Origin of the sequence: Delftia sp. 11MD (assembly GCF_050907895.1) — a bacterium.
Classification (GTDB): domain Bacteria; phylum Pseudomonadota; class Gammaproteobacteria; order Burkholderiales; family Burkholderiaceae_C; genus Comamonas; species Comamonas tsuruhatensis.
The window spans coordinates 4,949,817-4,974,695 of the sequence record NZ_CP194333.1; the positions used below are offsets into that span (position 1 = coordinate 4,949,817).

Genomic DNA, 24,879 nt, shown 5'->3' on the forward strand with positions numbered 1-24,879 from the left:
ACAACCACCAAGAACCAAGACACCATGAAGCAAATCATCGACGTGGGACTGCCGCCGCTCAAGCAGCCCTTCTCCTGGGCCGTCAAGGCCAGCGGCCAGATGCTGTTCACGGCCCACGGCCCCGTGCGGCCCGACGGCAGCATCGACACCGGGCCCATCGAACAGCAGGCGCGCCTGACCTTCACCAACCTGCGCAACGCGCTGCAGGCTGCAGGCGGCACGCTGGCGCATGTGACCCAGGTGCTGATCTACATGACCGACGTGGCCGACATGCCGGCCATCGACGCCGTGTACCGCGAGTTCTTCGAGGCACCCTATCCCAACCGCTCCAGCATGGGGATTTCGGCGCTGGTGGTGCCGGGCATGAAGCTGGAGATCGTGGCCTACGCCATGCTCCCCTAGAGGCTGTGACGGACATGCCGGCGCCCCGCAATTGCGTTCAATACAGGGCCGGCGTGCGGGACGAGACTGCGTGCCTTGTGCAGTCCTGCGTCCGCGCGAAATCTCATGTCCTCCTCGCTGCTCGCCATGGGCGTCTTCACCCTCGTGGGTGCCATCACGCCCGGCCCCGTCAATGTGCTGGCCCTGCGCCACGGCGCAGCGCGCTCGCGCCTGGTCTCTGCCGCCTATGTGCTGGGCGCCAGTGCCAGCTATGCGGCCGTGGTCTGGGTCATGGGCCAGGGCGCACAGTGGCTGCTGCAGACGCTGCCGCAACTGTCTGCGGCCGCACAGTGGCTGTGCGCCGCCTATCTGCTGTGGCTGGCCTGGCGGCTGGCCAACGCACCTGTGGGCCAGGCCGGTGCGCAGCAGCAGGCCGGATCGCAGCGCACGCTGCAGGCCCTGCTGCAAGCGCTGTTGCAGGGCACGGCCGTGCAGACGCTCAACCCCAAGGCCTGGCTGGTGGCGCTGGCCGGCGTGGGCCTGTTCGTGCTGCCCCATGCGAATGCGCCGTGGGCGCTGCTGCAGTTTTGCGCCATCTCGCTGCTGGCCTGCCTGGTGGGGGTCGGCAGCTGGGCGCTGCTGGGGCAGCTGCTTTCGGGCTGGCTGCGCACCGAACGCCGCCAGCGCCTGTTCCACCGCCTGCTGGCCCTGCTGCTGGTCGCCAGCGTGGCGGCCATGCTGGCATGATGGCTGGCCGCCATGACTTCAGCCTCTCCCCACCGATTCCACCGCCATCCGGCCGCTCCCTGGGCCGAGCTGCGCGACAGCGCGCGCTCGCCGCATTGCTTTCGGCTGCACATGCATGCCGAGTACTCGATCGGCATCGTGGACGCGGGCCGCACCGTGTTCCACCATGCCCACGGCCCGCAGCCCGTGGAGGCGGGCGGCGTGGTGCTGATCGAGCCCGGCGCCTGGCATGCCTGCAATCCCGACCCCGGCGCGCCATGGTCCTACCGCATGCTGTTTGTCGATGCCGACTGGCTGCACGCGCAGCTGGGCGTGGCCGCGCTGCGCTTTCCCCGGCGCACGCTCACGGATGCGGACATCGCCCGCCTGGTGGATGGCCTGTGCCGCCCCGTCGATGGCGCGGCCGCCGCCGACCGCCTGGCCCTGGGCCTGGAGCACCTGCTGGACCGCTGTGCCCAGCCCGCAGCCTTGCCCCTGCCCGGCGATGCGGCGGCCCTGGCCCCCGCGCTGCAGCGCCTGCATGCAGGACCCGATGCAGGCCTGACCGTGCAGTCCCTGGCCCAGGAATGCGGCATGAGCGCCACGCGCTTCATCCGCCGCTTCAAGGCGGCCACGGGCATGACGCCCGGCAGCTACCGCCTGAACCTGCGCATCAACGGCGCGCGCCGCCTGCTGGCCACGGGGGCGGCGCTGTCCGATGCGGCCTATGCCATGGGCTTTGCCGACCAGGCCCACCTGCAGCGCGCCTTCAAGGCCCACCATGCGCTGACGCCGGGCTGCTACGCACGCGGAGCCTGAGCCGGACCCTCCCATGGTTTTGCAGCGGCCAGCCCGGGGCCGGCGGTGAAAGCGCAGATACTTACGCCTTCCGCTTTCAGCCCCCAACCGCCGCGCACCATGGCCGCCTTCCAAGACATTCAGCAACGAGAAACCGGCCTGCGCCAGCAGCTGTCCGCCGCCCAGATGGTGATGATCGCCATCGGAGGCGCCATCGGCACCGGCCTTTTCATGGGCAGCGCCTTCGCCATCGGATTCGCCGGCCCCAGCGTGCTGGTCAGCTACGCCATCGGCGCGCTGATCTCGCTGCTGCTCATGGGCTGCCTGGCAGAGATGACGGTGGCCCATCCGACCTCGGGCTCGTTCGGCGCCTATGCCGAGCACTACATCAGCCCGATGGCCGGCTTCATGGTCCGCTATGCCTACTGGGCCGCCGTGGTGCTGGCCGTGGGCATGGAGGTGACGGCCATAGGCATCTACATGGGCTACTGGTTCCCCGACGTGCCGCGCTGGATCTGGGTGGTGGTGTTCTCGGGCGCGCTGGTGGCCGTCAACGCCAGCAGCGTCAAGGCCTTCGGCCAGGTGGAGTACGGCTTTTCCATGGTCAAGATCATCGCCATCGTGGCCTTCATCCTGATCGGCGCCTGGGTGGTGTTCGGCTCGCAGCCCCAGGGCATCGGCTTTTTCAACTACACGGCCGATGGCGGCTTCTTCCCCAAGGGCCTGTGGGGCACCTGGGTGGCCGTGATCATCGCCATCTTCAGCTACCTGAGCCTGGAGGCCGTGGCCGTGGCGGCCGGCGAGGCCGAGGACCCCAAGCGCGCCATCACCCGGGCCTTTCGCACCACCATGGCGCGCCTGGTGATCTTCTACCTGCTGACGCTGGCGCTGATGCTGGCCATCGTGCCCTGGCAGCAGGCCGGCACGGACAAGAGCCCCTTCGTGAAGGTGATGGAGATCATCGGCATCCCGGGCGCTGCCAGCATCATCAACTTCGTGGTGCTGGTGGCCGCGCTGTCGGCCATGAACAGCCAGCTGTATGTGACCTCGCGCATGATGTTCAGCCTGTCGCGCGGCGGCTATGCGCCCTCGGTGTTCGGGCGGCTGAACAGCCGCGGCGTGCCCGTGGCGGCGATTGCCATCTCCTGCCTGGGCATTGCCGTGGCCGTGGCCGTGAACCTGTGGAAGCCCGAAGGCTCGCTGCTGTGGATGATGTCCGTGTCCATGTTCGGCGCCATGTTCACCTGGTTCATGATCTTCGTGACCCATCTGTTTTTCCGCGCGCGCTGGTCGCGCGAGCATCCGGGCCAGCGCCTGCAGTTCCGCATGTGGGGCTATCCGCTGTTCACGCTGGCCGGCGCCGCGCTGATGCTGGGCGTGATCGTCACCACCTATTTCACCGAGGTCTTCCACATGACGCTGCTCACGGGCCTGCCCTTCCTGGGCCTGCTGGCCCTGGTGTATGCGCTGTGGTACCGGCCGCGCGCACAGGCCGCCCGAACCGCCCCGAAGGAGTGAAACCATGACCCGCAGACTCTGGGACATCTCCCCGGCCGTGCAGGCCGCCAGCCCCGTCTTTCCCGGCGACACGGCCTACAGCCAGCAATGGTGCGCCACCATCGGGCCGGGCTGCCCGGTCAATGTCAGCGCCATCACGCTGTCGCCCCATGTGGGAGCGCATGCCGATGCACCGCTGCACTATGACGCGGACGGCGCCAGCATCGGCCATGTGGACCTGGACGCCTTCCTCGGCCCCTGCCGCGTGATCCACGCCATCGGCAAGGGACCGCTGGTCGAATGGAAGCACATCGCCCACGCCGTGGAGCATCTTCCGGCACGCGTGCTGGTGCGCACCTACGAGCGCGCCCCCGCCACCTGGGACCAGGAACTGGCAGCCTATGCACCGGCCACGGTGGAGCGGCTGGCCGACCTGGGGGTGAAGCTCATCGGCATAGACACGGCCAGCATCGACCCGGCCAGCAGCAAGAGCCTGGACAGCCACCAGGTGATCCGCCGGCGCGGCCTGCGCGTGCTGGAGAACCTGGTGCTGGACGAGGTGGCCGAGGGCGACTACGAGCTCATCGCCCTGCCGCTCAAGCTGGTCGAGGCCGATGCCTCGCCCGTGCGCGCCGTGCTGCGTGCCCTGGCCTGATTCCCGGGCCGCACCTTTCGCCTTTCGCCTTTTCCATACCCAAGGAGACCCCGTGACGAGCCTGCAAGACTGCCTCACCCTCGATGCGCAAGACCCGCTGCGCGCCCTGCGCGACCAATTCACGCTGCCCGAAGGCGTGATCTACCTTGACGGCAATTCGCTGGGCGCCAGCCCCCGCGCCGCCGCCGCGCGCGTGGCCGAGGTGGTGCAGCAGGAATGGGCCCAGGGCCTGATCCGCTCGTGGAACGATGCCGGATGGATCAGCCTGCCCCAGCGCCTGGGCGACCAGTTCGCCCCCTGGCTGGGCGTGGGCGCGGGCGAGCTGGTGTTCACCGACACGGCCTCCATCAACCTCTACAAGGTGCTGACGGCTGCGGCCCGCATCGCGCGCGAGGACGCTCCGCAGCGCAAGCGCCTGATCAGCGAGCGCAGCAACTTCCCCACCGACCTCTACATCGCCCAGTCGGTCTGCCAGGAATACGGCCTGGAGCTGGTGCTGCTCGAACCCGAGGAGATTGCCGATGCGCTGACCGACGAGGTCGCCATCTGCATGCTCACCCATGTGAACTACCGCACGGGTGCCATGCACGACATGGCTGCCGTGACGGCTGCCGCGCAGGGCAAGGGCATTCTCTGCGTCTGGGACCTGTGCCACAGCGCGGGCGCCGTGCCTGTCGATCTCAAGGGAGCGAATGCAGACTTCGCCATCGGCTGCAGCTACAAGTACCTCAACGGCGGCCCGGGCGCGCCGGCCTTTGTCTGGGCCAACCCGCGCCTGATCAACCGCTTCTGGCAGCCGCTGTCGGGCTGGTTCGGCCATGCCGAGCCTTTCAAGTTCGTGCCGGACTACCACCCGGCCCAGGGCATACAGCGCTACCTGTGCGGCACCCAGCCCATGGTCAGCCTGAGCGTGCTGCAGTGCGGCCTGGACGTGTTCACTGCCGTGGAGCCGCTGGGCGGCATGGACGCGCTGCGCAACAAGTCGCTGGCGCTGACCGACCTGTTCATCGCCCTGGTCGAGGAACGCTGCCAGGGCCACGGCCTGGGCCTGGCCACGCCGCGCGAGCACGGCCGGCGCGGCTCCCAGGTCTGCCTCACGCGCGAGGAGGGGCTGGGCGTGGACGGCAAGGACAGCGGCGCCTATGCCATCGTGCAGGCGCTGATCGCGCGCGGCGTGATCGGCGACTTCCGCAAGGGCGACGGCACGGGCCTGCACAAGGACATCCTGCGCTTCGGCTTCACGCCGCTGTACGTGGGATTCGAAGATGTCTGGCATGCCGTGGAGCACCTGCGCCAGGTGCTGGAATCGGGCGAATGGCGCAAGCCGGAGTTCAACCGCGTCAATGCGGTGACCTGAAGCCTGGAGCCAGCCCTTCAGAACGCCGTGGACGACAGCGAGGCCCAGAGATGGGCCGCGACCAGGGCGCGCCAGGGCGCGAAGTCCCGCAGCCACAACTCGGTCTGCGCCGCATCCATGGCGTCCGTCTTCAGCAGCAGGGCCAGGGCGCGGCGCACGGCCACATCGCCGTGCAACGGGCCGTCCAGGTGGCCATAGCCGCGCAGCAGCATGTAGTTCACGGTCCACGGGCCGACGCCCTTGAGGGCCAGCAGCCGCCGGCTGATCTCGCTGGCGGGCAGCTCGGGCATGGCGGCCCAATCGTCCAGCGGCAGTTCGCCCGCCTGCACGGCATGCGCCAGCAGGCGCAGCGTATGGGTCTTGCTCCGGGAAAAGCCGGCCGCGCGCAGGTCGTCCTCGCTCAGCTGCGCCACCTGCGCGGCCTCCGGCATGCACCACAGCTGCTGCGGCGCGTCGGCATGGCCATCGTGCAGCGCCACCGGCTGGCCGGCTGCGGCGATCAGGCGGCGGCGCAGCGACACGGCTGCCGCCACGCTGATCTGCTGCCCGGTGACGGCCCAGCTCAGCGCCTCCCAGGGCGTGCAGGCCGCGGGCACATGCAGGCCAGGCTGGCGCGCCAGCAGCGGTCCCAGCCGCTCATGGCGGCCAAAGCGGCGCTCGAATTCGCCCACATCCTGGGACAGTCCGAACATGCGCCGCAGCATGGCGGCCAGCACATCGTCCATGCCGGTGATTGCGCCCGCATCGGCGGGCAGGTGCCATCGGGCCTGGACCACGGCCGCCTCTTCGCACTGCTGCGTCAGCTCCAGGGTGAGCAGCGTGGGAAGGCCTTTCCACATCAGGCCCTTGTGCATGCGGATGGTGCCGCCATCCTGCAGATCGCATTCGGACAGGCGCTGGGCATCGCGCCGGTGAAAGCCCCAGAACTCGGTCATGCGGTAGCCGGCCGGCAGCGTCAGTTGCTGCTGCGCCTGATAGGTCTGGCCGGTGCCACGCCCTCGCCCCTGCCCCTGCCCGCTCATGCGCTTCCTGCCTGGCGCAGCGGTGCGTGCCCAGCGTCCTTGCCAGACACCTCCTGCGCCTGGCGCGCCTCGCGCAGCAGCAGGGCGCGCTTGCGCTCCACGCCCCAGCGGTAGCCGGAGATGCTGCCGTCATTGCGCACCACGCGGTGGCAGGGCACGGCCACGGCAATGGGGTTGGCCGCGACGGCGCTGGCCACGGCCCGGGCACCCGTGGGCATGCCCAGGCGCAGGGCCAGTTCCGAATAGCTCAGGGTCTGGCCGGCGGGAATGGCGCACAGCGCCTGCCATACGCGCTGCTGGAAGGCCGTGCCCTGCACATCCAGCGGCAGTGCCAGGCCCCGGCGCGGCTGCTCGACCAGGGCCACGACCTGGGCCACGGTGTGCTCGAATCCGGCATCGCCGCCCACCAGTTCGGCCAGCGGAAAGCGCTGCTGCAGGTCCTGCACCAGGGCCTCGGCATCGTCGCCCAGCAGCACGCAGCACACGCCGCGATCGGTGCTGGCCACCAGGATGCTGCCCAGCGTGCATTCGGCCACCGCAAAGCGGATGGTCTGGCGCATGCCGCCGCGCCGGTAGTCACCGGGCGCCATGCCCAGCATGGCGCCTGCGTCGCGGTAGAAACTGCTGCTGGCCGCATAGCCGCTGAGGTAGGCGGCATCGGTGACCGAGTCGCTCTGGCCTGGCTGCAGCGCCTGGCGCAGCGCACGCGCGCGGTGCGCCTTGGCATAGGCCTTGGGCGTGAGGCCCGTGGCCTGCTTGAACAATCGGTGCAGCTGCCAGGGGCTCAGCCCCGAGCGTTCTGCCAGCGCGCCCAGGGCGGGGGGCGGCTCCTCGGTCTCCAGCCAGCGGCAGCATCGCGCCACCAGGGCAGCGGGGTTGGCAGGGGCATCGCTGGCTTGATTCATGGCTTGGTGGGACACGGCATGTCTTTCAGGGTCATCGGATGCCCTACTCTACGCAGCCCGGCGCGGGCGCGCATCCCGCTTCTTGCAAGCCGCAGGATTGCTGCGCGGGATTCGGTTACGCTGCGCCCTGCATTTTCCGCATCGAGACTTGCGAGACTCCCACATGACCACCGAACACTCCGGCTGTCCCATGAACAGCCCCGGCCGCACCGAATCCATCGTCAAAGAGGAGCGCGCCCAGCTGGACTTCAGCCAGTCCATGAGCTATGGCGACTACCTGCACCTGGACCAGATCCTCACGGCCCAGCACCCGCTGTCGCCCGCGCATGACGAGATGCTGTTCATCATCCAGCACCAGACCAGCGAGCTGTGGATGAAGCTGATGCTGCACGAGGTCCGCGCCGCCACGGCCGCCATCGCAGGCGGCACGCGCGCCGACGCCTTCAAGATGCTGGCCCGCGTCAGCCGCATCATGGAGCAGCTGGTCAGCGCATGGACCGTGCTGTCCACCATGACGCCGCCCGAGTACACGGCCATGCGTCCCTACCTGGCCAACTCCAGCGGCTTCCAGAGCTACCAGTACCGCTGCATCGAGTTCTCCCTGGGCAACAAGAATGCCGCCATGCTCCAGCCCCATGCCCACCGGCCCGATCTGCTGGCCCAGGTGGAGGCGGCATGGCGCTCGCCCTCGCTCTACGACGTGTCTCTGCAACTGCTGGCGCGCGAGGGCATCGAGGTGCCCGCCGACCGGCTGGAGCGCGACTGGACCCAGCCCTACGAGGCCAGCGAAGGCGTCAAGCAGGCCTGGATCACGGTCTACCGCGATCCCCACCAGCACTGGGACCTGTACCAGCTCGGCGAAAAGCTGGCCGACATCGAGGACGCCTTCCGACTTTGGCGCTTCCGCCATCTGACCACGGTGGAGCGCGTCATCGGCTTCAAGCGCGGCACGGGCGGCACCGGCGGCGTCAGCTACCTGCGCAAGATGCTGGACGTGGTGCTGTTCCCCGAAATCTGGGCGCTGCGCACCGAGCTGTAAGAACTGGCGGGCGCCACCGACGGCAGACCGCTGCGGTGGCGACAGCGCGCATGCGCGCAAACGGGTAAGCTGCGGCGCCAGGAGAAATACCGTGTCCGCAGCGCCGCAACAGCCCCCACACAACAACACACACACAGAGGCTTCGCAGACCTCCACCGCAGCACCGCCGCCACGCAGCCAGCTGCTGTGGGCCATGCTGCTGGCCCTGCTCTCGGCCTTTGCGCTGAGCCAGGCCTTTCGCACCACGACCTCGGTCATGGCGACCGGCCTGCAGCAGGATTTCGGGCTTACGGCCCAGTCGCTGGGGGCCTTTGCGGGCCTGTTCGGACTGTCCTTCGGCGTGGCCCAGCTGCTCATGGGCATCGGCATGGATCTCTACGGCCTGCGCCGCACGGTGCTGCTGTCGTTTCCGCTGGCGATCGCGGGATCGGCACTGTCCGCCGCCGCACCCAATTACGGCTGGCTGATGGTGGGCCAGTTGCTGATCGGCGTGGGCTGCTCGCCGGCCTTCCTGGCCTGCACCATGTTCATCTCGCGCCACTTTCCCATGGACCGCTTCGCCTTTCTGTCGGGCGTGGGCATGGGCGTGGGCGGCTTGGGGCTGCTGTTCACAGGCACGCCGCTGGCCTGGCTGGTCCAGCATTTCGGCTGGCGCTCGGGCTTTGCGCTGCTGGCCGTGATGTCGGCCCTGTCGTGGCTGCTGATCTGGTGGCGCGTGCACGAGCCCGCCCGCCGCGGAGCACAGACCGCCGCACGGGAAAGCTGGGGCGTGGCGGCACGCCGCATGGCCGAGCTGTTCACGCTGCCGCACACCCTGGGTATCGTCCTGCTGGCCATGGCCTGCTATGCATCGTTTCTGGCGCTGCGCGGCCTGTGGCTGGGGCCGCTGCTCATTCATCGCTATGGCTTTTCGCTGGTGGAAAGCGGCAATGTGGCGCTGGTCGTATCGATGATCTCGCTGTTCAGCCCCGCGATTTTCGGACGCATGGATCCCGGCCCAGGACGGCGCCGGCGCTGGCTCACCAATTACTCGCTGCTCATGGGCAGCCTGTTCATGCTCATGGCCTTTTTGCACCATGGCTGGACCAATGTGGCGCTGATCTTCGCCATGGGCCTGCTGTCCGGCTATTCGGTGCTGCAGTACGCCGATGTGCGCGCTTCCTACCCGCCCGAGATGACCGGCCGCGCGCTGTCGCTGTTCACCATGGCCATGTTCCTGGGCGTGGCCCTGGTGCAATGGTTCACGGGCTGGGTGGCGGCCTGGGCCGAGGCCTGGGGCGTGGAGCCCTACAAGGCCGTGATGATCTCGATTGCGGCCACCCTCGTCGGTGCGTCAACCGCGTTCCGTTTCCTGCCCTCCTCGCCGCTGCTGCGCCAGGCATCCGCCGCCTAGCGGCCGGAGTCTGTGCCTCTACAAGGCGTTGGCGGCCGAGCCATCGCCACGGTACAGCCAGGGCAGATCCATCAGCCTGGAGCCCAGCAGGCGCAGCGACAGGTCACGCCCCCAGCGCACCGGACCCGTGGCATGGAAGATGCGGCCATTGCGCTGCGAGCGCGCCTGCACGCGCGCATTGCGCTGCCAGCGATTGAGCGCGTAGCGGCGCAGGCGCATGTTGACGTCGAGATCGTGCATGGACAGGGCGCGCTGCAGCTCCGCTGCATCTTCAATCGCCATGCCGGCGCCCTGGGCCAGATAGGGTCGCATGGGGTGGGCGGCATCGCCCAGCAGCGCCACCACGCCGCGCGCCATCTGCGCGGCCGATTGCACGGGCGGGCGATCGCCCACCGGCCACAGCCGCCAGTCACCGCCAGCGGCAGGCACATGCTGGACCAGGTCCAGCAGGTGCGGGCAGTTGCCCTGCAGCACCCGCACCAGATCATCGAGATTGCCCGCGTGGTCCCAGTTCGCCAGGTCCTCGGGCGCCGGGCCCTGGACGATGACCACCAGGTTCTGCAGCTCGCCCCGGCGCACGGGGTACTGGATGGCATGCATGCGCGAGCCCAGCCAGGCCGTGACATCAGTGGCCCGCAGCCGCTTGGGCAACTGGGCCTGGTGCACCAGGGCGCGGTAGGCCAGGTGCCCGGTGACACGCGGCGGGCCGTCGCCCAGCAGCTGCTGGCGCAGGACGCTGCGCACGCCGTCGGCAGCGACCAGGGCATCGCCTTCGATCAGCTTGCCGGCCTGGGTTCGCACGGTGACCACGCCGTCCGTTTCGGAAAAGCCTTCAATGGGCTGGCCCAGGTTCAGGTGCATGCCCGGATAAGTCTGAGCGGCTTCCTTCAGCAGCTGCTGCAGATCGGCCCGGTGGATGGTGGCGTAGGCAGCGCCGTAGCGATGCACGGCCTCGCTGCCCAGAGGCATGTGCCCCAGTTCCTGCCCTGTGGCGGCGCTGCGCACCCGCAGGCTGTCCGGCAGCGCCACCACCTGCTGCAGCGGCTTTTGCAGGCCCCAGGCCTGCAGGCGGCGCACCACATTCGGCCCCAGCTGGATTCCAGCCCCCACTTCGCTGAGCACGCGAGCCTGTTCGAAAAGACGCACTTCCCAGCCCGCCCGCGATGCACCAATCGCGGCAGCCAGGCCACCAATGCCGCCGCCGGCAATCAACACCTGCTTGTTCATGCGCGTATTGTGCCCCTGCCTTCGCCCATGGTGGCTGGTGCCTGGATATTCAAGTCGGCCACCACTGAAGAAAATCAAAAAATCATCGGATTTGTCTGAAACACGCATGCATCCGCCATGCGTTGAGACGCCAAGACCCGGAAACACCCACCTCGCATGCTCCAAACTGCCGCAAGGTGCATCACTGGCACTGTGCATTTTGCGTTACCGCCAGAAATCGGCCCTGGCATCGCCGCCGCGCAATGTCCGTGCACAGGCCCACGCTTTGCACAGCGCATGATAGTCATTCTCAACCGAGTCAATTTTTGACAAATGGCCGTGCCAATGAAAAAAGCCCGCACAAGGCGGGCTCTTTCAACATGCGCGATGGAAAAATCAGATGACGAACTTTTCGCGGTCCTGATTCTGAATCCACTTCGGCGGCTTGCCGCGTCCGGTCCAGGTCTGGCCAGTGGCGGGATCACGGTACTTGGGCGCCACCTTGGTGCCCGTTGCACCCGCATTGCCGCGACCACGAGCCGAAGGAAAGACGTCATCCGCAGTCAGGCCATATTCGGCAATCAAATTGCGAACCTTGCCCACGGCGTCAGACAGTTCACGCTTGCGCGCTTCCTGGATCTGTTGCTCCAGTTCCTGTCGCTGCTTCAGCAATTCCTTGTAAGAGCTCATGGTGTGCGCCTTGAAAGTTGTTTAAGAGCTTTCATTATAAAAACATAATCGCCCTACAGGGCAAGACGCATGTAAGCAAAATCCACAATATCGCAGTTGCCTATTGCAGCGAGGGGCCTTCGGATAATTCCGAAATGGCAAGCACCTTGTCAATGCGTTTGCCATCGAGATCAATCACCTCGAAGATCCAGCCCGCGCAGCTGATCCGCTCTCCCAGAACCGGCAAATGACCGCTTTCCGCCATGAGAAGGCCGGCAACGGTGTTGTATCGGCCACGGTGCTCATCGGGCAGGTCACGAATATCGAGGCGCGCCTTCAGCTCCGATATGGGCATCAGTCCGTCCAATAACCAGGAGCCATCCCCACGCTGCATGGCCCATGCTTCCGTTTCGGTCACAGGCTGTAACTCGCCGGTAATCGCCTCCAGCAAATCGCGCGGCGTCATGATGCCCTGCACCACGCCATATTCATCCACCACGAACACCATGCGCCCGGATCGGGCACGCAATTGCTCCAGCAGTTCCATGGCGCTGAGCGTCTCGGGCAGGAACGAGGCCGGCAGTACATGCTCGTAGAGCGTGGAGCCCGCCGCATCGGGACCCAATGCCAGCAGGCGCGCCACGCTGATGATGCCGACCACGTCATCAAGGGAATTGCGGCACACCGGATACCAGGAATGGCCGCCCTTTGCGTGGTCATCGGCCGAGGCCTGCAATGCCTCGGTGACGGTCATGTCGGCATCCAGCCATTGCACATCGCCGCGCGGCACCATGATCGACGTCAGCGAGCGGTCATCGAGATGGAAGACGTTCTGCACCATCTGGTGTTCGCTGGCCTCGATGACGCCGGCATCGCGGCCCTCGGCAAGGCTGGCCGCGATCTCCTCCTCGGTCACGGAGCGTGCCGCCGATTCATTGATGCGCAGCAAGGTCAGCATGGCGCGGGTGGAGAAGGCCAGCAGCCGCACAAAAGGCTTGGCTGCCGACGCCACCCACGTCATGGGCCGCGAGACCACGATGGCCACGGTTTCGGGATAGAGCTGGCCGATGCGCTTGGGCACCAGCTCGCCGAAAACGATGGTGACGAAGGTGATCACGGTCACGACGACTGCCGTTGCCGAAATGCTGGCTGCGCGCTCTGGAACGCCCAGGCCCAGCAGCCATGCGGCCAGTCCGTCGCTGAAGGCCGCCTCACCCAGGATACCGTTGAGCAGGCCGATGGAGGTGATGCCCACCTGCACCGAAGAAAGAAATTGCGTGGGGTTGTCGAGCAAGGCCAGTGCCGCCACCGCCCCCTTGTCGCCTGTTTCAGCCAGTGCCACCAACCGAGCCTTACGGCTGGAGGCCAGTGCCAATTCGGACATTGCAAACACCCCATTGAGCAGCGTAAGCAACGCGATCAGCAGAAAATCCATGGTTCGTATATCAGAAAGAAGACCATGGCACTTTACTGTATCGGTGATATCCAGGGATGCCACGACGCCTTTGAGCGCCTGCTGCAACGCGTGGATTTCTCCGCCAGCCGCGATACCTTGTACATCCTCGGCGACCTGGTGAATCGCGGCCCGGCATCGGACAAGGTACTGCGCACCTGCATGGCCGCCGGCGACTCCATGCGCGCCCTGCTGGGCAACCATGACCTGCACCTGCTGGCCGCCGCCCACGGCGTGCGCCGCAACAGCCGCCGCGACACCTTGGCCCAGGTGCTGCAAGCGCCCGATCGTGACCAGCTGCTGGACTGGCTGCGACAGCAGCCGCTGGCGCGCAGCCACCGCACGGTGCATGGCGATGAGCTGCTGATGGTCCACGCAGGCGTGCTGCCGCAGTGGACCGCCCAGGAAGTGATGGACCTTGCAGGCGAGGTGCACACGGTACTTCGCAGCGCGCAATTGCCGGATTTCCTGCAAGCCATGTACGGCAACCAGCCCGATCGCTGGTCGCCGGATCTGCAGGGCTGGGAACGGCTGCGTGTCATCGTCAACGCGCTGACCCGGCTGCGTTTTTGCAGCGCTCAGGGGGTCATGGATTTCGACAGCACGGAGTCGGCAGAGCAGGCAGCGCCAGGACTCATGCCCTGGTTCGATGTGCCGGGCCGCGCCACGGCGGGCGTGCCCATTGCCTTTGGCCACTGGTCCACGCTGGGCCATATCAACCGGCCCGATCTGGTGGCGCTGGACACGGGCTGCGTCTGGGGTGGCTGCCTGAGCATGATGCGCTTCGGCGACCATCTGGCGGACAGGGAGCTGATCCAGGTGGATTGCCCGCAGGCCCAGGCCCCAGGCTGATCGGGAGCAGCCCGTGCACCCATGAAAAAACGCCTGCAAGGCAGGCGTTATTCGGGAAGCAGGCCGCGTGTGCGGCGCTCAGACCTCGGAGGTGGCGACGGGCGCGGCGGGCGCGACCGGTGCCTTGAACAGCGCCGCCAGCTTGCGCTTGGGCTTGATGTTGCCGCCGGCCTTGGGCGCAGCGCGCTGGCTTTCCCAGTTGGCGTCGGCGCTGGCCGAAGGCTCATAGGGCTTGTCGAAGAAGGGGTCGGAATGCGCCGGGCGCTGGGCCATGCGCGAGCCGCGATGGCCGAAGCCCGTGCTGCCGCGTGCGGCATCGGCACCGCGATCGCCACGCTCGCCGCCGCGATCCCGTTCACGACCGTACCCGCCGCCAGCGCCTTGGCGCGGCAGCTCGTCGAAACGGTGACCACGCGGTGCGCTGCCGCGGAAATCTTCCATGGGGCAGGTTTCGACGTTGATCTTCTTCTTGATGAGCTTCTCGATCTCGCCCACCAGGCGCGCATCGTGGCTGGTCACCAGGGTCACGGCAATGCCGGAGGCGCCTGCGCGGCCCGTGCGGCCGATGCGGTGCACATAGTCTTCGGCGTTGAAGGGCACGTCGTAGTTGAAGACGGCCGGCACGTCCTTGATGTCCAGGCCGCGGGCCGCGACATCGGTACACACCAGCAGATCGACCTCGCCGCGCTTGAAGGCTTCAAGCGCCTTCAGGCGCTCGTCCTGGCTCTTGTCGCCGTGCAGCGCCGTTGCGCGCAGGCCATCACGCTCCAGGGCACGCGTCAGGCGGGCGCAGCCCAGCTTGCTGTTGGAAAAGACGAAGGCCTGGCGGATCTCGCGCTGCTTGAGCAGCGAACGCAGCGCATAGCGCTTGTCGTCGTCGCTGACGCTGTAGAAGCGCTGCTCCACCGTGGACGCCGTCTCGTTGGGACGGGCCACTTCGATGGTGACGGGGTCTTGCAGGTAGCTGCCGGCCAGGCGCTTGATCTCGGGCGAGAAGGTGGCGCTGAACAGCAAGGTGGTGCGTGTCTTGGGCAGATGGGACAGGATGCGCTGCAGGTCGGGCAGGAAGCCGATGTCCAGCATGCGGTCCGCCTCGTCGAGCACCACGTACTCGACCTGGTTGAGCACCACGTTCTTGGCTTCGATATGGTCAAGCAGCCGGCCCGGCGTGGCCACCAGCACCTCGACGCCCTTTTTCAGTTCCAGCGTCTGCGGTTTCATGTCCATGCCGCCGAACACCACGGTGCTGCGCAGCTTGGTGTACTTGGCGTACTGGGCGATCTGCTGAGCCACCTGGTCCGCCAGTTCGCGCGTGGGCAAAAGCACCAACGCCCGCACGGGGTGCCGTGCAGGCGAAGCGGAGGCATTTTCGTGGCGCATCAGCCGCTGCAGCAACGGCAGCGAGAACGCTGCCGTCTTGCCCGTGCCGGTCTGGGCTGCGCCCATGACATCCTTGCCGGTCAGAACAACCGGAATGGCCTGCGCCTGGATGGGCGTCATGGACTCGTAGCCCATGTCGGCCACGGCGCGCGCCAGGGACTCGGCCAGTTGGAGATTGGAGAAAGAGCTTGTCATTGAGGACGCTATTGTCGCACCTAGCGCGATTTGTGCGTTGCAATAACGCCAATTGGCACCTGGACAAGCATGGCGTTGCGTGAGCGCAACCCGCAAAAACCCGGTACGAGGGCCCGCTATGCGGGCATTTTTTCATCGCCGGGACACCGCCTCGAGACGGGACAGCGCCCCTCGGGGGTCATTTTTCAAAGCGAAGCGGCCGAGAAAGTGTCGCAGGACTTGACGCTGCCGGTGCGCAGACCGGTGCTGAACCAGCGCTGGCGCTGGGCACTGGTGCCATGCGTGAAGCTGTCGGGCACGACGGCGCCGCCACCGGCGCGCTGCAGGGCGTCGTCGCCGATCTTGGAAGCGGCATTCATGGCCGACTCCACATCGCCCTGCTCCAGGATCTGGCGTGCGCTTTGCGCGCGGTTCGCCCAGACGCCGGCCAGGCAATCGGCCTGCAGCTCCAGCTTGACCGACAGATGGTTGTATTCGACCTTGCTGACGCGGCCCCGCGCACGGTCCACCTGAGCGCTGATGCCCAGCAGGTTCTGCACGTGGTGGCCCACCTCATGGGCAATCACATAGGCCTGGGCGAAATCGCCGGGCGCGCCCAGCTGGTTCTTGAGCGTCTCGTAGAAGCCCAGGTCGATATAGACCTTCTGGTCGGCAGGGCAGTAGAACGGCCCCATGGCGGACTGGCCCGTGCCGCAGGCCGTGGGCGTGGCGCCGCGGAACAGCACGAGCTTGGGATCGGCATATTGGGCTCCGCCCTGGCGGAACACCTCGCGCCACACATCCTCGGTATCGGCCAGCACGGTGGAGACGAAGCGGGCGAGCTGGTCGTCGGCCGGCGGCTTGTGGGCCGGCCCCTGGGGCTGCTGCACCTGCACCGGCGCGCCGCCGCTGAGCGCCCCCAGGATGGTCAGCGGATTGATGCCCAGCACCCAGCCACCGACCAGGGCGATGACGATGGTGCCGATGCCGATGCTGCGCCCGCCAAAGACGGGACCACCACCGCCACCACCACCGTCATCACGGCGGTCCTCCACATTGTCCGACTCGCGGTTGCCTTCCCATCTCATGGTGTTCGCTCCTGGATCTGTGCTGCGGCCTGCAGCATCGGGCGGCGATATTACGTCGGAACCTGCGGGGCCGCAGCGTCCGCAGTCCCGGCAATGATACGGCGTGTATCAGCGCACGGGCTGCACCGCCATGGGGGCAGTGACGGGCGGCGCCTGGCTGCGCAGTACCTGCTCGCGCGCCACCAGCACCATGCCGGCCAGCAGCGCGGCGACGATGCACAGGCCGACGACGACCGCCAGGCCCAGCCCCCATCCGCCGCGCCTGCGCCGCTCGCGTGCAGGCTCGCCGGGCCTGCGGGGCGCAGGTGCCTGTTCGCTGGGAGGCTCCTCGCGCTGCCACGGTTCGGGCGCGGGCCCGCGCCGCTGCTGCTCGTAGCGCGGGGCCGATTCCTTGCGGGGAGCTTCGGGCCGCGCCGAACCGTCCCAGCTGGGCTCCTCGCGCGGATAAGAAGGCTTTTGTGACATAGGCGACATCGTAGTGCCTGCGCATGCCCGCGCGGGCCTGGGTGCACCACCGGACACATCGCGCATTGGCCTGCGCGCGCCTACTGTGTACAGTCGCGGCCATGAGCCATTCCAGCACGCACTCCTCCGCCGCCCTAGACGCGCAGGCCACGGCCGCCCTGCTGCCCTGGAAGGAGCTGGCCGAAGAGATCGCGGCTGTACTACTGCAGCCCCGGGCAGTGCAGGTGCCGCCGCGCATCGTGATGCCGCTGCCCGCAGGAGGCAGCCTGTTTTGCATGCCCGCCACCGATGGGCAGGTGGCCATGACCAAGCTGATCAGCCTCACGCCCGGCAATGCCGGCACGCCGCGCGCCACCATCCAGGGCGATGTGGTGGTCTTCGATGTGGCCACGGGCGAGCGCCGCCTGATCCTGGACGGCCCCACGGTCACGGCGCGGCGCACGGCCGCCGTATCGCTGCTGGCCGCGCAAAGGCTGGCTCCCAATCCGCAGGGCCCGCTGCTGATCGTGGGCGCCGGCGTGCAGGGCCTGGCCCATATGCAGGCCTTTGCAGCAGGCCTGGGCGTGCGCGAGGTCCAGGTGGCATCGCGCAGCGCCGAAAGCGCCCAGTCACTGGTCAGCCAGGCGCATGCCATGGGCCTGCAGGCCAGTGCCGTGCAGGATCTGGAGGCCGCCGCGCGCCATTGCCCGCTGATCGTGACCTGCACGCCGGCCCGCGCCGTGGTGCTGCATGCAGCCCCGCGCGCCGATGCCTTTGTATCGGCCGTGGGCGCCTTCACGCCGCAGATGGTGGAGCTGGCGCCCAGCCTGTGCCTGGACCTTGCGCAGGCGGGCCGCGTCGTCGTCGATACCGCAGATGCGCTGCACGAAGCCGGTGATCTGCTGCAGGCGGGCATGGACGTGGCCGCCCTGCCCACGCTGGAGCAGGTGGTGCGCGAGCAATGGCTGCGCCCGCAGGTGCCGGTGCTGTTCAAATCCTGCGGATGGGGGGGCTGGGACCTTGCGGCCACCCGCCTGGCAATGCGCCGGGCTGCGCTTCAGAACAGTTGACGACGGATTTCTGCGTTGAACGAGCTTTCTCCCCCGGATTCCCCCGCCCCGCCCCCAAGCACCGAGCCCGGCCGCTGGCAGCGCCTGGGCCTGCGCACGCAACTGGCCCTGGTCTTCGGCTCGCTGCTGGTGGGCGTGACGGTGCTGATGTCACTGGCCTTCGGCGAACTGCTGCGCTGGCGCATGGAGCGCGAGGTCAGCGCCTCGCTGCATGCCATGGCCTCCAACGCGGCGCGGCAGTTGTCTGAAGGGCTGTTCAGCCGTGCCCATACCGTGGAGGTGCTGGCCGCTTCGCCGGAGCTGTGGGTGCAAGGGCTGGATTCCCCGGGCGTGGGAGCGCTGCTCAACCGCGCCCGTTCGCTGACGCCGTCCAACCTCTGGATAGGCGTGGCTGACGCCGAGGGCACGGTACGCAGCGCCACCGACCAGTTGCTGGTGGGCCACGATGTCAGCGACCGGCCCTGGTTCGAGCCGGGGCTGCAGCGCGTGCATGTGGGCGACGTGCGTGCCTCCTCGCCGCGCATGGCCGCGCTGCTTGCGCCCCCGGCCGACGGCGCGCCGCGCCGGTTCATGGACTTTGCAGCGCCCATCCGCGTGGGCGGACTCACGCAGGGCGTGCTGTGCATACACAGCAGCTGGGAATGGGTGCGAGAGACCATGCAGACCTTGCAGCAGGCCGACAGCGGGGATCGCCAGATCGGCCTCTTCATCTTTGACCGCCACGGCAAGATCATCCACGCCCCGGGCGACAGCCTGGAGCCGCTGCAGGCGCTGGACCAGCGCCTGCCGGTGGCCCATACCGTGTCTGCCGATACGTCCGATGCCACGCTGCTGCCCGTGCAGGTGGCGCGCTGGCAGGACAGCCCGCAGAGCTTTCTGACGGCCACCGTGCCGCTGCAGGCCCACAACCGGGTGACGGCCATGGGCTGGCACATCGTGGCCCGCCAGCCGCACGACAGCGCCTATGCGCCCGCGCGCCAGGCCATGCACCAGGTGCTGGCCGGCGGCCTGGCGGCGGCGCTGGTGGCCGCCGTCATCGCCTGGCTGGTGGCACGAAGGCTCAGCCAGGACCTCAAGCGCCTGGCCCGCGCGGCCAACGGCATCGATGGCAGCGGCGCGGCGCCGGACATTCCGCAGCTGCACAGCAGCCGCGAAGTGCACCGCCTCTCGCAGGCGCTGCGCGGCAGCATTGCCCAGCTGCGCTCGGCCAACGAGGCCATGGAGCGCCAGGTGCGCGAGCGCACCCTGCAGCTGCAGCAGGCCAATGCCGAGCTGGAGCACCAGGCGCGCAGCGATCCGCTCACGGGCCTGCTCAACCGCCGGGGCTTCGATTTCCAGCTGGACTTCGCCATGGCGCTGGCGCGCCGCAGCGGCCGCCCCTTGAGCGTGCTCGTCATCGACGTGGACCACTTCAAGCGCATCAACGACCAGCATGGCCATGACATGGGCGACGCCGTGCTGCGCACCCTGGCGCGCGCCTTCCGCATGCGGCTGCGCGAGTCCGACGTGCTGGCCCGCATGGGGGGCGAGGAATTCCTGGCCCTGCTGCCCGACACCACGGCCGACGCGGCCGTGGCCATTGCAGAGCAACTGCGCGAACTGCTGGCCTCCACGCCCATGGCCCACGGCGAGCCCGTCACCGCCAGCGTGGGCGTGGCCACGCTGCGCGGCACCACGGACACGGCCGCCGCCATGCTGCGCCGTGGCGACGAAGCGCTGTACGAGGCCAAGGGCGCAGGCCGCAACAACGTGCAGCTTCAGCGCTGAGACGGCCCCGCGCCGCTTTCTGCCCCCTCGGCTTGCCGCCTGCCGCAAAACACCAGTGCGGGAAAAAACATCACACTAATACTCAAATTGAGCATATTATTCGCAGCCATCACCAGACCTTTTCCACAGTCCCGGACGGCCACCATGCAGCTCAAATCCGTGCAGTACGACAAGCCCCATTTCTCCCACGCCGGCCAGTGCGGCATCGGCGAGGCATGGGCCCGCATTCCCCCTGAACTGGACCGCGCCCAGCGCCTTCGGACCACCGAGCGCATACGCGCCCTGCTGCACGAGCGCGATGCCGTGCTCGTGGCCCACTACTACGTGGATGGCGAACTGCAGGACCTGGCGCGCGAGACCGGCGGCTGCGTGGGCGATTCGCTGGAGATGGCGCGCTTCGGCGCCCAGCACCAGGCCAGCACCCTGGTCGTGGCCGGCGTGCGCTTCATGGGAGAGACCGCCAAGATCCTCAGCCCGGAAAAGCGCGTGCTCATGCCAGACGACGACGCCAGCTGCTCGCTGGACCTGGGCTGCCCGGCAGACGAGTTCAGCGCCTTTTGCGACGCCCACCCGGACCGCACGGTCGTGGTCTACGCCAATACCAGCGCGGCGGTGAAGGCGCGCGCCGACTGGGTGGTCACATCGTCGGTGGGACAGGACATCGTGGCCCACCTGCACGCCTGCGGCGAGAAAATCCTCTGGGCTCCCGACCGCCACCTGGGCGCCCACATCCAGCGCCAGACCGGCGCCGACATGCTGCTGTGGCATGGCTCCTGCCTGGTCCATGACGAGTTCAAGGCCGACGAACTGGCCGCCATGGCACTGGAGTATCCGCAGGCCGCCATCCTCGTGCATCCCGAGTCGCCGGCCGCCGTGGCCGCCCAGGCGGACGTGGTGGGCTCCACCACCCAGCTCATCAACGCGGCTGGCCGGCTGCCCACCGACACCTTCATCGTCGCCACCGACCAGGGCATCCTGCACGACATGCGCATGCGCTACCCGGGCAAGACCTTCCTGCCCGCGCCCACGGCCGGCCAGGGCGCCACCTGCAAGAGCTGCGCCATGTGCCCGTGGATGGCGATGAACAGCCTGCAGGGCGTGGAGCTGGCCCTGGAGCAGGGCCTGTGCGCCATCGAGGTGGATCCCGCCATCGCCCAGGCCGCGCGCCGGCCCATCGAACGCATGCTGGCTTTCGCGGCCGGCCACCGCCAGCCCGTGCGCGCCAGCGGCGACCTTGCGCGCGATGCGGCGCTCTTCCAGCACTTCGGTCCCGCCTGAGGACAGCGCCATGACACAGCCTTGCACAGACGTACTCATCATCGGCGCCGGCCTGGCCGGCATGGCCGCCGCCCTGTCGCTGCCGCCGCATCTGCGCGTGGCCCTGCTCAGCAAGGGCGCGGCCGAGGAATGTGCCAGCGCCTGGGCCCAGGGCGGCATTGCCGCCGTGCTGGATGCACAGGACAGCATCGACGACCACGTGGCAGACACCCTGGTCGCGGGCGCAGGCCAGTGCGATGCACAGGCCGTGCGCGCCATCCTTGAGCAGGCGCCCGACGCCATCGATTGGCTGGTGGCCCACGGCGTGCCTTTCACGCGTGACGACAGCGGTGGCTTGCACCTCACGCGCGAGGGCGGCCACGGCCGCCGCCGCATCGTGCATGCCGCAGACTGCACCGGCCAGGCCGTGCACGCCGCCCTGCTGCGAGCCTGCCGGGAGCGCGCGAACATCGATTTGCATGAGCACACCAGCGCGCTGGACCTGCTGACCGAAGGACAGCCTGCGCACTGCACAGGCGCGCTGGTGCGCCTGCCCGATGGCCGCCTGCAGCGCTGGCATGCCGCGCATACCGTGCTGGCCACGGGCGGGCTGGGGCAGGTCTATCCCGCCACCACCAACCCGGCCACCGCCACGGGCGACGGCGTGGCCATGGCCTGGCGCGCGGGCTGCCGCGTGGGCGACCTGGAGTTCATGCAGTTCCATCCCACGGCCCTGCAGGTGGGCGGCCGTGCGGCCGGCCTGGTCTCCGAGGCATTGCGCGGAGAAGGCGCCCTGCTGCGCCTGCCGGACGGCACGCGCTTCATGCCTGCCCATGACGAGCGGGCTGAACTGGCGCCGCGCGACATCGTGGCCCGGGCCATCCGGCACGAGATGGACCGCCATGGCCTGGCCTTCGTGCACCTGGACATCACCCACCGGCCACGTGCCTGGCTGCAGTCGCATTTCCCCGGTGTGATGGCCCTGTGCGCCAGCCATGGCATCGACATTGCCACGCAGCCGATTCCCGTGGCACCCTGCGCCCACTACGCCTGCGGCGGCGTGCTGGCCGGCATCGACGGGCGCACGGATGTCGATGGCCTGCACACCATTGGCGAGGTGGCGCGCACCGGCCTGCACGGCGCCAACCGGCTGGCCAGCAATTCGCTGCTCGAATGCGTGGTGATGGGGCGCGCGGCCGCCCGGGCCATCGCGCAGCAACCGGCTGCCGCCCCTGCGCCGGCCCGGCCGACCGAAACCCTGCAGGCCGGCGCCCAGGAGCAGGACACGGCAGCCGTCGCGCAGGAGTTGCGCCAGCTCATGCAGGACTGCGTGGGCATACAGCGCAGCGACCAGGGCCTGGCGCAGGCCGTGCAGCGCATTGCGGCATGGCGTGAAAGACTGGCACCTGCCGCAGGCCATGCGCTGCGCAACCAGCTCGATGTCTGCTGGCTCATGGCCACGGCTGCCGCCGCACGGCGCGAGAGCTGCGGTGCGCATTCGCGCATCGACACCGCCCCGGCGCTGGTGGAATGAAGAATGACCCCCACGCTACCCTTGCTGCGCAAGGGCCGCTGCCCCCCAAGGGGGCCGCTTTTCATCTTGGGGCGGCCCGGCGATGAAGAATGACCCCCACGCTCCCCTTGCTGCGCAAGGTCCGCTGCCCCCCAAGGGGGCCGCTTTTCATCTTGGGGCGGCCCGGCGATGAAAAAGGCCCGCAGCTTTCGCTGCGGGCCTTGTCTGCCGGGCCAAAGCCGTCAGGCCTTGGGAAGCGTCACGCCCACCTGCCCCTGGTACTTGCCGCCACGGTCCCGGTAGCTGACCTCGCAGACATCGTCGGGATCGCTCTCGAAGAACAGCACCTGGGCACAGCCCTCGCCAGCATAGATGCGGGCGGGCAGCGGCGTGGTGTTGGAGAACTCCAGCGTCACATAGCCTTCCCATTCGGGCTCGAAGGGGGTGACGTTGACGATGATGCCGCAGCGCGCGTAGGTGCTCTTGCCCAGGCAGATGGTCAGCACGTTGCGCGGGATGCGGAAGTACTCGACCGTGCGCGCCAGCGCGAAGCTGTTGGGCGGGATGATGCAGCTGTCACCCTCGAAATCGACGAAGCTTTTCTCATCGAAGTTCTTGGGGTCCACCACGGTGCTGTGGATGTTGGTGAACACCTTGAATTCGGGTGCACAGCGGATGTCGTAGCCATAGCTGCTGGTGCCGTAGCTGATGATCTTGCGGCCATCGACGTTGCGAACCTGGGCCGGCTCGAAAGGCTCGATCATGCCGTGATCCTCGGCCATGCGACGGATCCACTTGTCGCTCTTGATGCTCATGGCAATTCCTCGTTCCCTAGCTGCACTTGTCAGGCGCCAGCACCCGGCCGGGCACTGGCGCAAAGGCGCTATTTTGCTTGAGAAACGACGGTGCGCTCTATCAGGCGGTCATCACCCAGGATGATCATGGCGAACAGCAGCTCGTCCAGGCTCTCGGCCTGGCGGGTCTTGCGCTCGAGCAGCGGCGTGCAGGCCGGGTTGATGACCACGAAGTCGGCCTCGCAGCCCGGCTGCAGGTTGCCCACCTGCCCCGCCAGGCCCAGGGCGCGCGCCGCGCCCGCCGTGTGCTGCCACCACAGGTTGCCGGGCGACAGGCTCAGGCCCTGCTTGGTCTGGCCCTCGCGGCCCGCCACATAGGCGGCCTGCATGGTGCGGAAGGGGCTGAAGCTCATGCCGCCGCCCACGTCGCTGGCCAGGCCGTAGAGGAACTGCGCGGCATCGGCCCGCGCAAAGTCGAAGAAGCCGCTGCCCAGGAACAGGTTGCTGGTGGGGCTGACGGCGGCGGCGGTGCTGCGTTCACGCATCAGTGCGCGGTCTTCATCGTCCAGGTGGATGCAGTGCGCGTAGACGGCGCGCTCGCGCATCAGGCCGAAGTCGTCGTAGACCGACAGGTAGCTGCGGGCCTTCGGAAAGAGCTCGGCCACCCAGCGCACTTCGTCCAGGTTCTCGGCCACGTGCGACTGGATCCAGACATCGGCGTAGCGTGCGGCCAGCTCGCCCGCGCCGCGCAGCTGCTCATGCGTGCTGGTGGGCGCAAAGCGCGGCGTGATCGCGTAGCCCAGGCGGTCCACGCCATGCCAGCGCTGGATCAGGGTTTCGGTGTCGATCAGGCTTTGCTCGGTCTGGTCGCGCACGCCGTCGGGGCTGTGGCGGTCCTGCAGGACCTTGCCCGTGATCATGCGCATGCCGCGCGCCTGCGACGCGCCCATGAGCGCATCGACCGAACCCGGGTGCGAGGTGGCAAAGGCCAGCGCCGTGGTCACGCCGTTGCGCTGCAGCTCGTCCAGGAAGAACTCGGCCACGCTGTCGGCATGGGCGCGTTCGCAAAAGGCAGACTCGTGCGGAAAGGTGTATTTCTCCAGCCAGGGCAGCAGGCCGGCGGCGGGCGCGCCGATCACATCGGTCTGCGGATAGTGGATGTGCAGGTCGATGAAGCCTGGCGCCAGGATGCGGCCCGGCAGATGGGTGACTTCGGCGCCCGGCTGTCCGGTGAACTGCGCCTGCAGCGCCTGCCAGCTGCCGGCGGCGACGACGCGCTGCTGCCCCCTGTCATCCGGGGCGACGGCCAGCAGGCCGTCTTCGTCGTAGAGCGCCTGGCCATCGTCGGCAAAACGCAGCAATGAGGAACGGTAGATTTGCATGCCGCCAAGCTTAGCGGGCGGACAGGCAGATGCCATATCCGCAGCGCTATAGGCGCC

At 68.2% G+C, this 24,879-nt stretch carries 23 protein-coding genes; 13 read left to right on the top strand and 10 right to left on the bottom strand.

The window, feature by feature from the left end; genetic code table 11:
* The first annotated feature begins 24 nt into the window (after positions 1–24).
* From ACRSCF_RS22670 to kynU, 6 genes are all read left to right on the top strand, one after another.
* Positions 25–402: a RidA family protein gene (locus tag ACRSCF_RS22670; RefSeq protein WP_013803668.1), complete on the top strand. Its 378-nt coding sequence runs from the start codon at positions 25–27 to the stop codon at positions 400–402.
* Positions 403–507: 105 nt separating this feature from the next.
* On the top strand, positions 508–1,128 hold the full coding sequence (locus ACRSCF_RS22675) for a LysE family translocator (RefSeq protein WP_034365336.1): 621 nt from the start codon (positions 508–510) through the stop codon (positions 1,126–1,128).
* A gap of 12 nt (positions 1,129–1,140) precedes the next feature.
* On the top strand, positions 1,141–1,926 hold the full coding sequence (locus tag ACRSCF_RS22680) for a helix-turn-helix domain-containing protein (protein ID WP_154835099.1): 786 nt from the start codon (positions 1,141–1,143) through the stop codon (positions 1,924–1,926).
* 99 nt (positions 1,927–2,025) lie between these two features.
* Entirely contained in the window at positions 2,026–3,423 is a 1,398-nt protein-coding gene (locus ACRSCF_RS22685; protein ID WP_016448996.1) for an amino acid permease, read from the top strand.
* Positions 3,424–3,427: 4 nt separating this feature from the next.
* Positions 3,428–4,057, top strand: a complete 630-nt coding sequence (kynB, locus tag ACRSCF_RS22690; RefSeq protein WP_034365333.1) for an arylformamidase — start codon at positions 3,428–3,430, stop codon at positions 4,055–4,057.
* Between the two features lie 52 nt (positions 4,058–4,109).
* Entirely contained in the window at positions 4,110–5,414 is a 1,305-nt protein-coding gene (gene kynU / locus ACRSCF_RS22695; protein WP_034365330.1) for a kynureninase, read from the top strand.
* Between the two features lie 17 nt (positions 5,415–5,431).
* On the opposite strand, the gene ACRSCF_RS22700 is transcribed toward kynU, so the two are convergent.
* On the bottom strand, positions 5,432–6,436 hold the full coding sequence (locus ACRSCF_RS22700) for a DNA-3-methyladenine glycosylase family protein (protein ID WP_244386651.1): 1,005 nt from the start codon (positions 6,434–6,436) through the stop codon (positions 5,432–5,434).
* Positions 6,433–7,341 carry a bifunctional DNA-binding transcriptional regulator/O6-methylguanine-DNA methyltransferase Ada gene (gene ada, locus ACRSCF_RS22705; RefSeq protein ID WP_052151670.1) on the bottom strand — a complete coding sequence of 303 codons (909 nt, stop codon included), beginning with the start codon at positions 7,339–7,341 and terminating at the stop codon, positions 6,433–6,435. The genes ACRSCF_RS22700 and ada overlap by 4 nt, the downstream gene beginning before the upstream one ends.
* Positions 7,342–7,504: 163 nt before the next feature.
* On the opposite strand from ada, the gene kynA reads away from it, so the two are divergent.
* The gene (kynA, locus tag ACRSCF_RS22710) at positions 7,505–8,380 is read left to right on the top strand and encodes a tryptophan 2,3-dioxygenase (protein ID WP_034365327.1); all 876 of its coding nucleotides are present in this window, start codon (positions 7,505–7,507) and stop codon (positions 8,378–8,380) included.
* A gap of 91 nt (positions 8,381–8,471) precedes the next feature.
* A complete protein-coding gene (locus ACRSCF_RS22715) occupies positions 8,472–9,773 on the top strand; it encodes an MFS transporter (protein ID WP_160853130.1) in 1,302 nt (433 codons plus the stop codon).
* 18 nt (positions 9,774–9,791) lie between these two features.
* Here the strand turns inward: ACRSCF_RS22715 and ACRSCF_RS22720 are convergent, their stop codons facing one another.
* The 3 genes from ACRSCF_RS22720 to ACRSCF_RS22730 form a co-directional block, all read right to left on the bottom strand.
* Complete coding sequence (locus ACRSCF_RS22720; RefSeq protein WP_244386653.1) at positions 9,792–11,000, bottom strand: FAD-dependent monooxygenase; 1,209 nt, start codon at positions 10,998–11,000, stop codon at positions 9,792–9,794.
* Positions 11,001–11,375: 375 nt separating this feature from the next.
* Positions 11,376–11,669 (bottom strand): H-NS histone family protein, encoded by a 294-nt coding sequence (locus tag ACRSCF_RS22725; protein ID WP_016449004.1) that lies wholly within the window; start codon positions 11,667–11,669, stop codon positions 11,376–11,378.
* 100 nt (positions 11,670–11,769) lie between these two features.
* Complete coding sequence (locus ACRSCF_RS22730; protein ID WP_074921610.1) at positions 11,770–13,083, bottom strand: hemolysin family protein; 1,314 nt, start codon at positions 13,081–13,083, stop codon at positions 11,770–11,772.
* A 24-nt stretch (positions 13,084–13,107) separates the two neighbouring features.
* Here ACRSCF_RS22730 and ACRSCF_RS22735 point away from each other — a divergent pair, with 24 nt between their 5' ends.
* Positions 13,108–13,953 (top strand): symmetrical bis(5'-nucleosyl)-tetraphosphatase, encoded by an 846-nt coding sequence (locus ACRSCF_RS22735; protein WP_016449006.1) that lies wholly within the window; start codon positions 13,108–13,110, stop codon positions 13,951–13,953.
* 78 nt (positions 13,954–14,031) lie between these two features.
* Here ACRSCF_RS22735 and ACRSCF_RS22740 read toward each other — a convergent pair whose 3' ends face one another.
* From ACRSCF_RS22740 to ACRSCF_RS22750, 3 genes are all read right to left on the bottom strand, one after another.
* Complete coding sequence (locus ACRSCF_RS22740; protein ID WP_016449007.1) at positions 14,032–15,528, bottom strand: DEAD/DEAH box helicase; 1,497 nt, start codon at positions 15,526–15,528, stop codon at positions 14,032–14,034.
* 185 nt (positions 15,529–15,713) lie between these two features.
* Positions 15,714–16,595, bottom strand: a complete 882-nt coding sequence (gene ypfJ, locus ACRSCF_RS22745; RefSeq protein ID WP_016449008.1) for a KPN_02809 family neutral zinc metallopeptidase — start codon at positions 16,593–16,595, stop codon at positions 15,714–15,716.
* Between the two features lie 108 nt (positions 16,596–16,703).
* Positions 16,704–17,060, bottom strand: coding sequence for a hypothetical protein (locus ACRSCF_RS22750; RefSeq protein ID WP_227472599.1), 357 nt, complete (start codon positions 17,058–17,060; stop codon positions 16,704–16,706).
* A 101-nt stretch (positions 17,061–17,161) separates the two neighbouring features.
* Here ACRSCF_RS22750 and ACRSCF_RS22755 point away from each other — a divergent pair, with 101 nt between their 5' ends.
* The 4 genes from ACRSCF_RS22755 to nadB all read left to right on the top strand — a co-directional run bounded on the left by ACRSCF_RS22755 (position 17,162) and on the right by nadB (position 22,667).
* Entirely contained in the window at positions 17,162–18,109 is a 948-nt protein-coding gene (locus tag ACRSCF_RS22755; protein ID WP_016449010.1) for a delta(1)-pyrroline-2-carboxylate reductase family protein, read from the top strand.
* Positions 18,110–18,124: 15 nt separating this feature from the next.
* A complete protein-coding gene (locus tag ACRSCF_RS22760; protein ID WP_034365321.1) occupies positions 18,125–19,876 on the top strand; it encodes a sensor domain-containing diguanylate cyclase in 1,752 nt (583 codons plus the stop codon).
* Positions 19,877–20,020: 144 nt separating this feature from the next.
* Positions 20,021–21,154, top strand: a complete 1,134-nt coding sequence (gene nadA / locus ACRSCF_RS22765; protein ID WP_017405637.1) for a quinolinate synthase NadA — start codon at positions 20,021–20,023, stop codon at positions 21,152–21,154.
* Positions 21,155–21,164: 10 nt separating this feature from the next.
* Positions 21,165–22,667, top strand: a complete 1,503-nt coding sequence (gene nadB, locus ACRSCF_RS22770) for an L-aspartate oxidase (protein WP_244386655.1) — start codon at positions 21,165–21,167, stop codon at positions 22,665–22,667.
* A gap of 221 nt (positions 22,668–22,888) precedes the next feature.
* Here the strand turns inward: nadB and dcd are convergent, their stop codons facing one another.
* Together dcd and guaD are read right to left on the bottom strand one after the other, a co-directional pair.
* Positions 22,889–23,461 carry a dCTP deaminase gene (dcd, locus tag ACRSCF_RS22775; protein WP_013803686.1) on the bottom strand — a complete coding sequence of 191 codons (573 nt, stop codon included), beginning with the start codon at positions 23,459–23,461 and terminating at the stop codon, positions 22,889–22,891.
* A 68-nt stretch (positions 23,462–23,529) separates the two neighbouring features.
* Complete coding sequence (gene guaD / locus ACRSCF_RS22780; RefSeq protein ID WP_013803687.1) at positions 23,530–24,822, bottom strand: guanine deaminase; 1,293 nt, start codon at positions 24,820–24,822, stop codon at positions 23,530–23,532.
* Positions 24,823–24,879: the final 57 nt, after the last annotated feature.

Coding starts and splice junctions, on each gene's coding strand:
- ACRSCF_RS22680 (WP_154835099.1), top strand. CDS start 1,141: ATGACTTCAGCCTCTCCCCACCGATTCCACCGCCATCCGGCCGCTCCC.
- ACRSCF_RS22700 (WP_244386651.1), bottom strand. CDS start 6,436: ATGAGCGGGCAGGGGCAGGGGCGAGGGCGTGGCACCGGCCAGACCTAT.
- nadA (WP_017405637.1), top strand. CDS start 20,021: ATGCAGCTCAAATCCGTGCAGTACGACAAGCCCCATTTCTCCCACGCC.
- guaD (WP_013803687.1), bottom strand. CDS start 24,822: ATGCAAATCTACCGTTCCTCATTGCTGCGTTTTGCCGACGATGGCCAG.
- dcd (WP_013803686.1), bottom strand. CDS start 23,461: ATGAGCATCAAGAGCGACAAGTGGATCCGTCGCATGGCCGAGGATCAC.
- kynA (WP_034365327.1), top strand. CDS start 7,505: ATGACCACCGAACACTCCGGCTGTCCCATGAACAGCCCCGGCCGCACC.
- ada (WP_052151670.1), bottom strand. CDS start 7,341: ATGAATCAAGCCAGCGATGCCCCTGCCAACCCCGCTGCCCTGGTGGCG.
- ACRSCF_RS22725 (WP_016449004.1), bottom strand. CDS start 11,669: ATGAGCTCTTACAAGGAATTGCTGAAGCAGCGACAGGAACTGGAGCAA.
- ACRSCF_RS22675 (WP_034365336.1), top strand. CDS start 508: ATGTCCTCCTCGCTGCTCGCCATGGGCGTCTTCACCCTCGTGGGTGCC.
- ACRSCF_RS22685 (WP_016448996.1), top strand. CDS start 2,026: ATGGCCGCCTTCCAAGACATTCAGCAACGAGAAACCGGCCTGCGCCAG.
- ACRSCF_RS22740 (WP_016449007.1), bottom strand. CDS start 15,528: ATGACAAGCTCTTTCTCCAATCTCCAACTGGCCGAGTCCCTGGCGCGC.
- ACRSCF_RS22735 (WP_016449006.1), top strand. CDS start 13,108: ATGGCACTTTACTGTATCGGTGATATCCAGGGATGCCACGACGCCTTT.
- ACRSCF_RS22670 (WP_013803668.1), top strand. CDS start 25: ATGAAGCAAATCATCGACGTGGGACTGCCGCCGCTCAAGCAGCCCTTC.
- ypfJ (WP_016449008.1), bottom strand. CDS start 16,595: ATGAGATGGGAAGGCAACCGCGAGTCGGACAATGTGGAGGACCGCCGT.
- kynB (WP_034365333.1), top strand. CDS start 3,428: ATGACCCGCAGACTCTGGGACATCTCCCCGGCCGTGCAGGCCGCCAGC.
- ACRSCF_RS22755 (WP_016449010.1), top strand. CDS start 17,162: ATGAGCCATTCCAGCACGCACTCCTCCGCCGCCCTAGACGCGCAGGCC.
- ACRSCF_RS22730 (WP_074921610.1), bottom strand. CDS start 13,083: ATGGATTTTCTGCTGATCGCGTTGCTTACGCTGCTCAATGGGGTGTTT.
- ACRSCF_RS22720 (WP_244386653.1), bottom strand. CDS start 11,000: ATGAACAAGCAGGTGTTGATTGCCGGCGGCGGCATTGGTGGCCTGGCT.
- ACRSCF_RS22750 (WP_227472599.1), bottom strand. CDS start 17,060: ATGTCACAAAAGCCTTCTTATCCGCGCGAGGAGCCCAGCTGGGACGGT.
- nadB (WP_244386655.1), top strand. CDS start 21,165: ATGACACAGCCTTGCACAGACGTACTCATCATCGGCGCCGGCCTGGCC.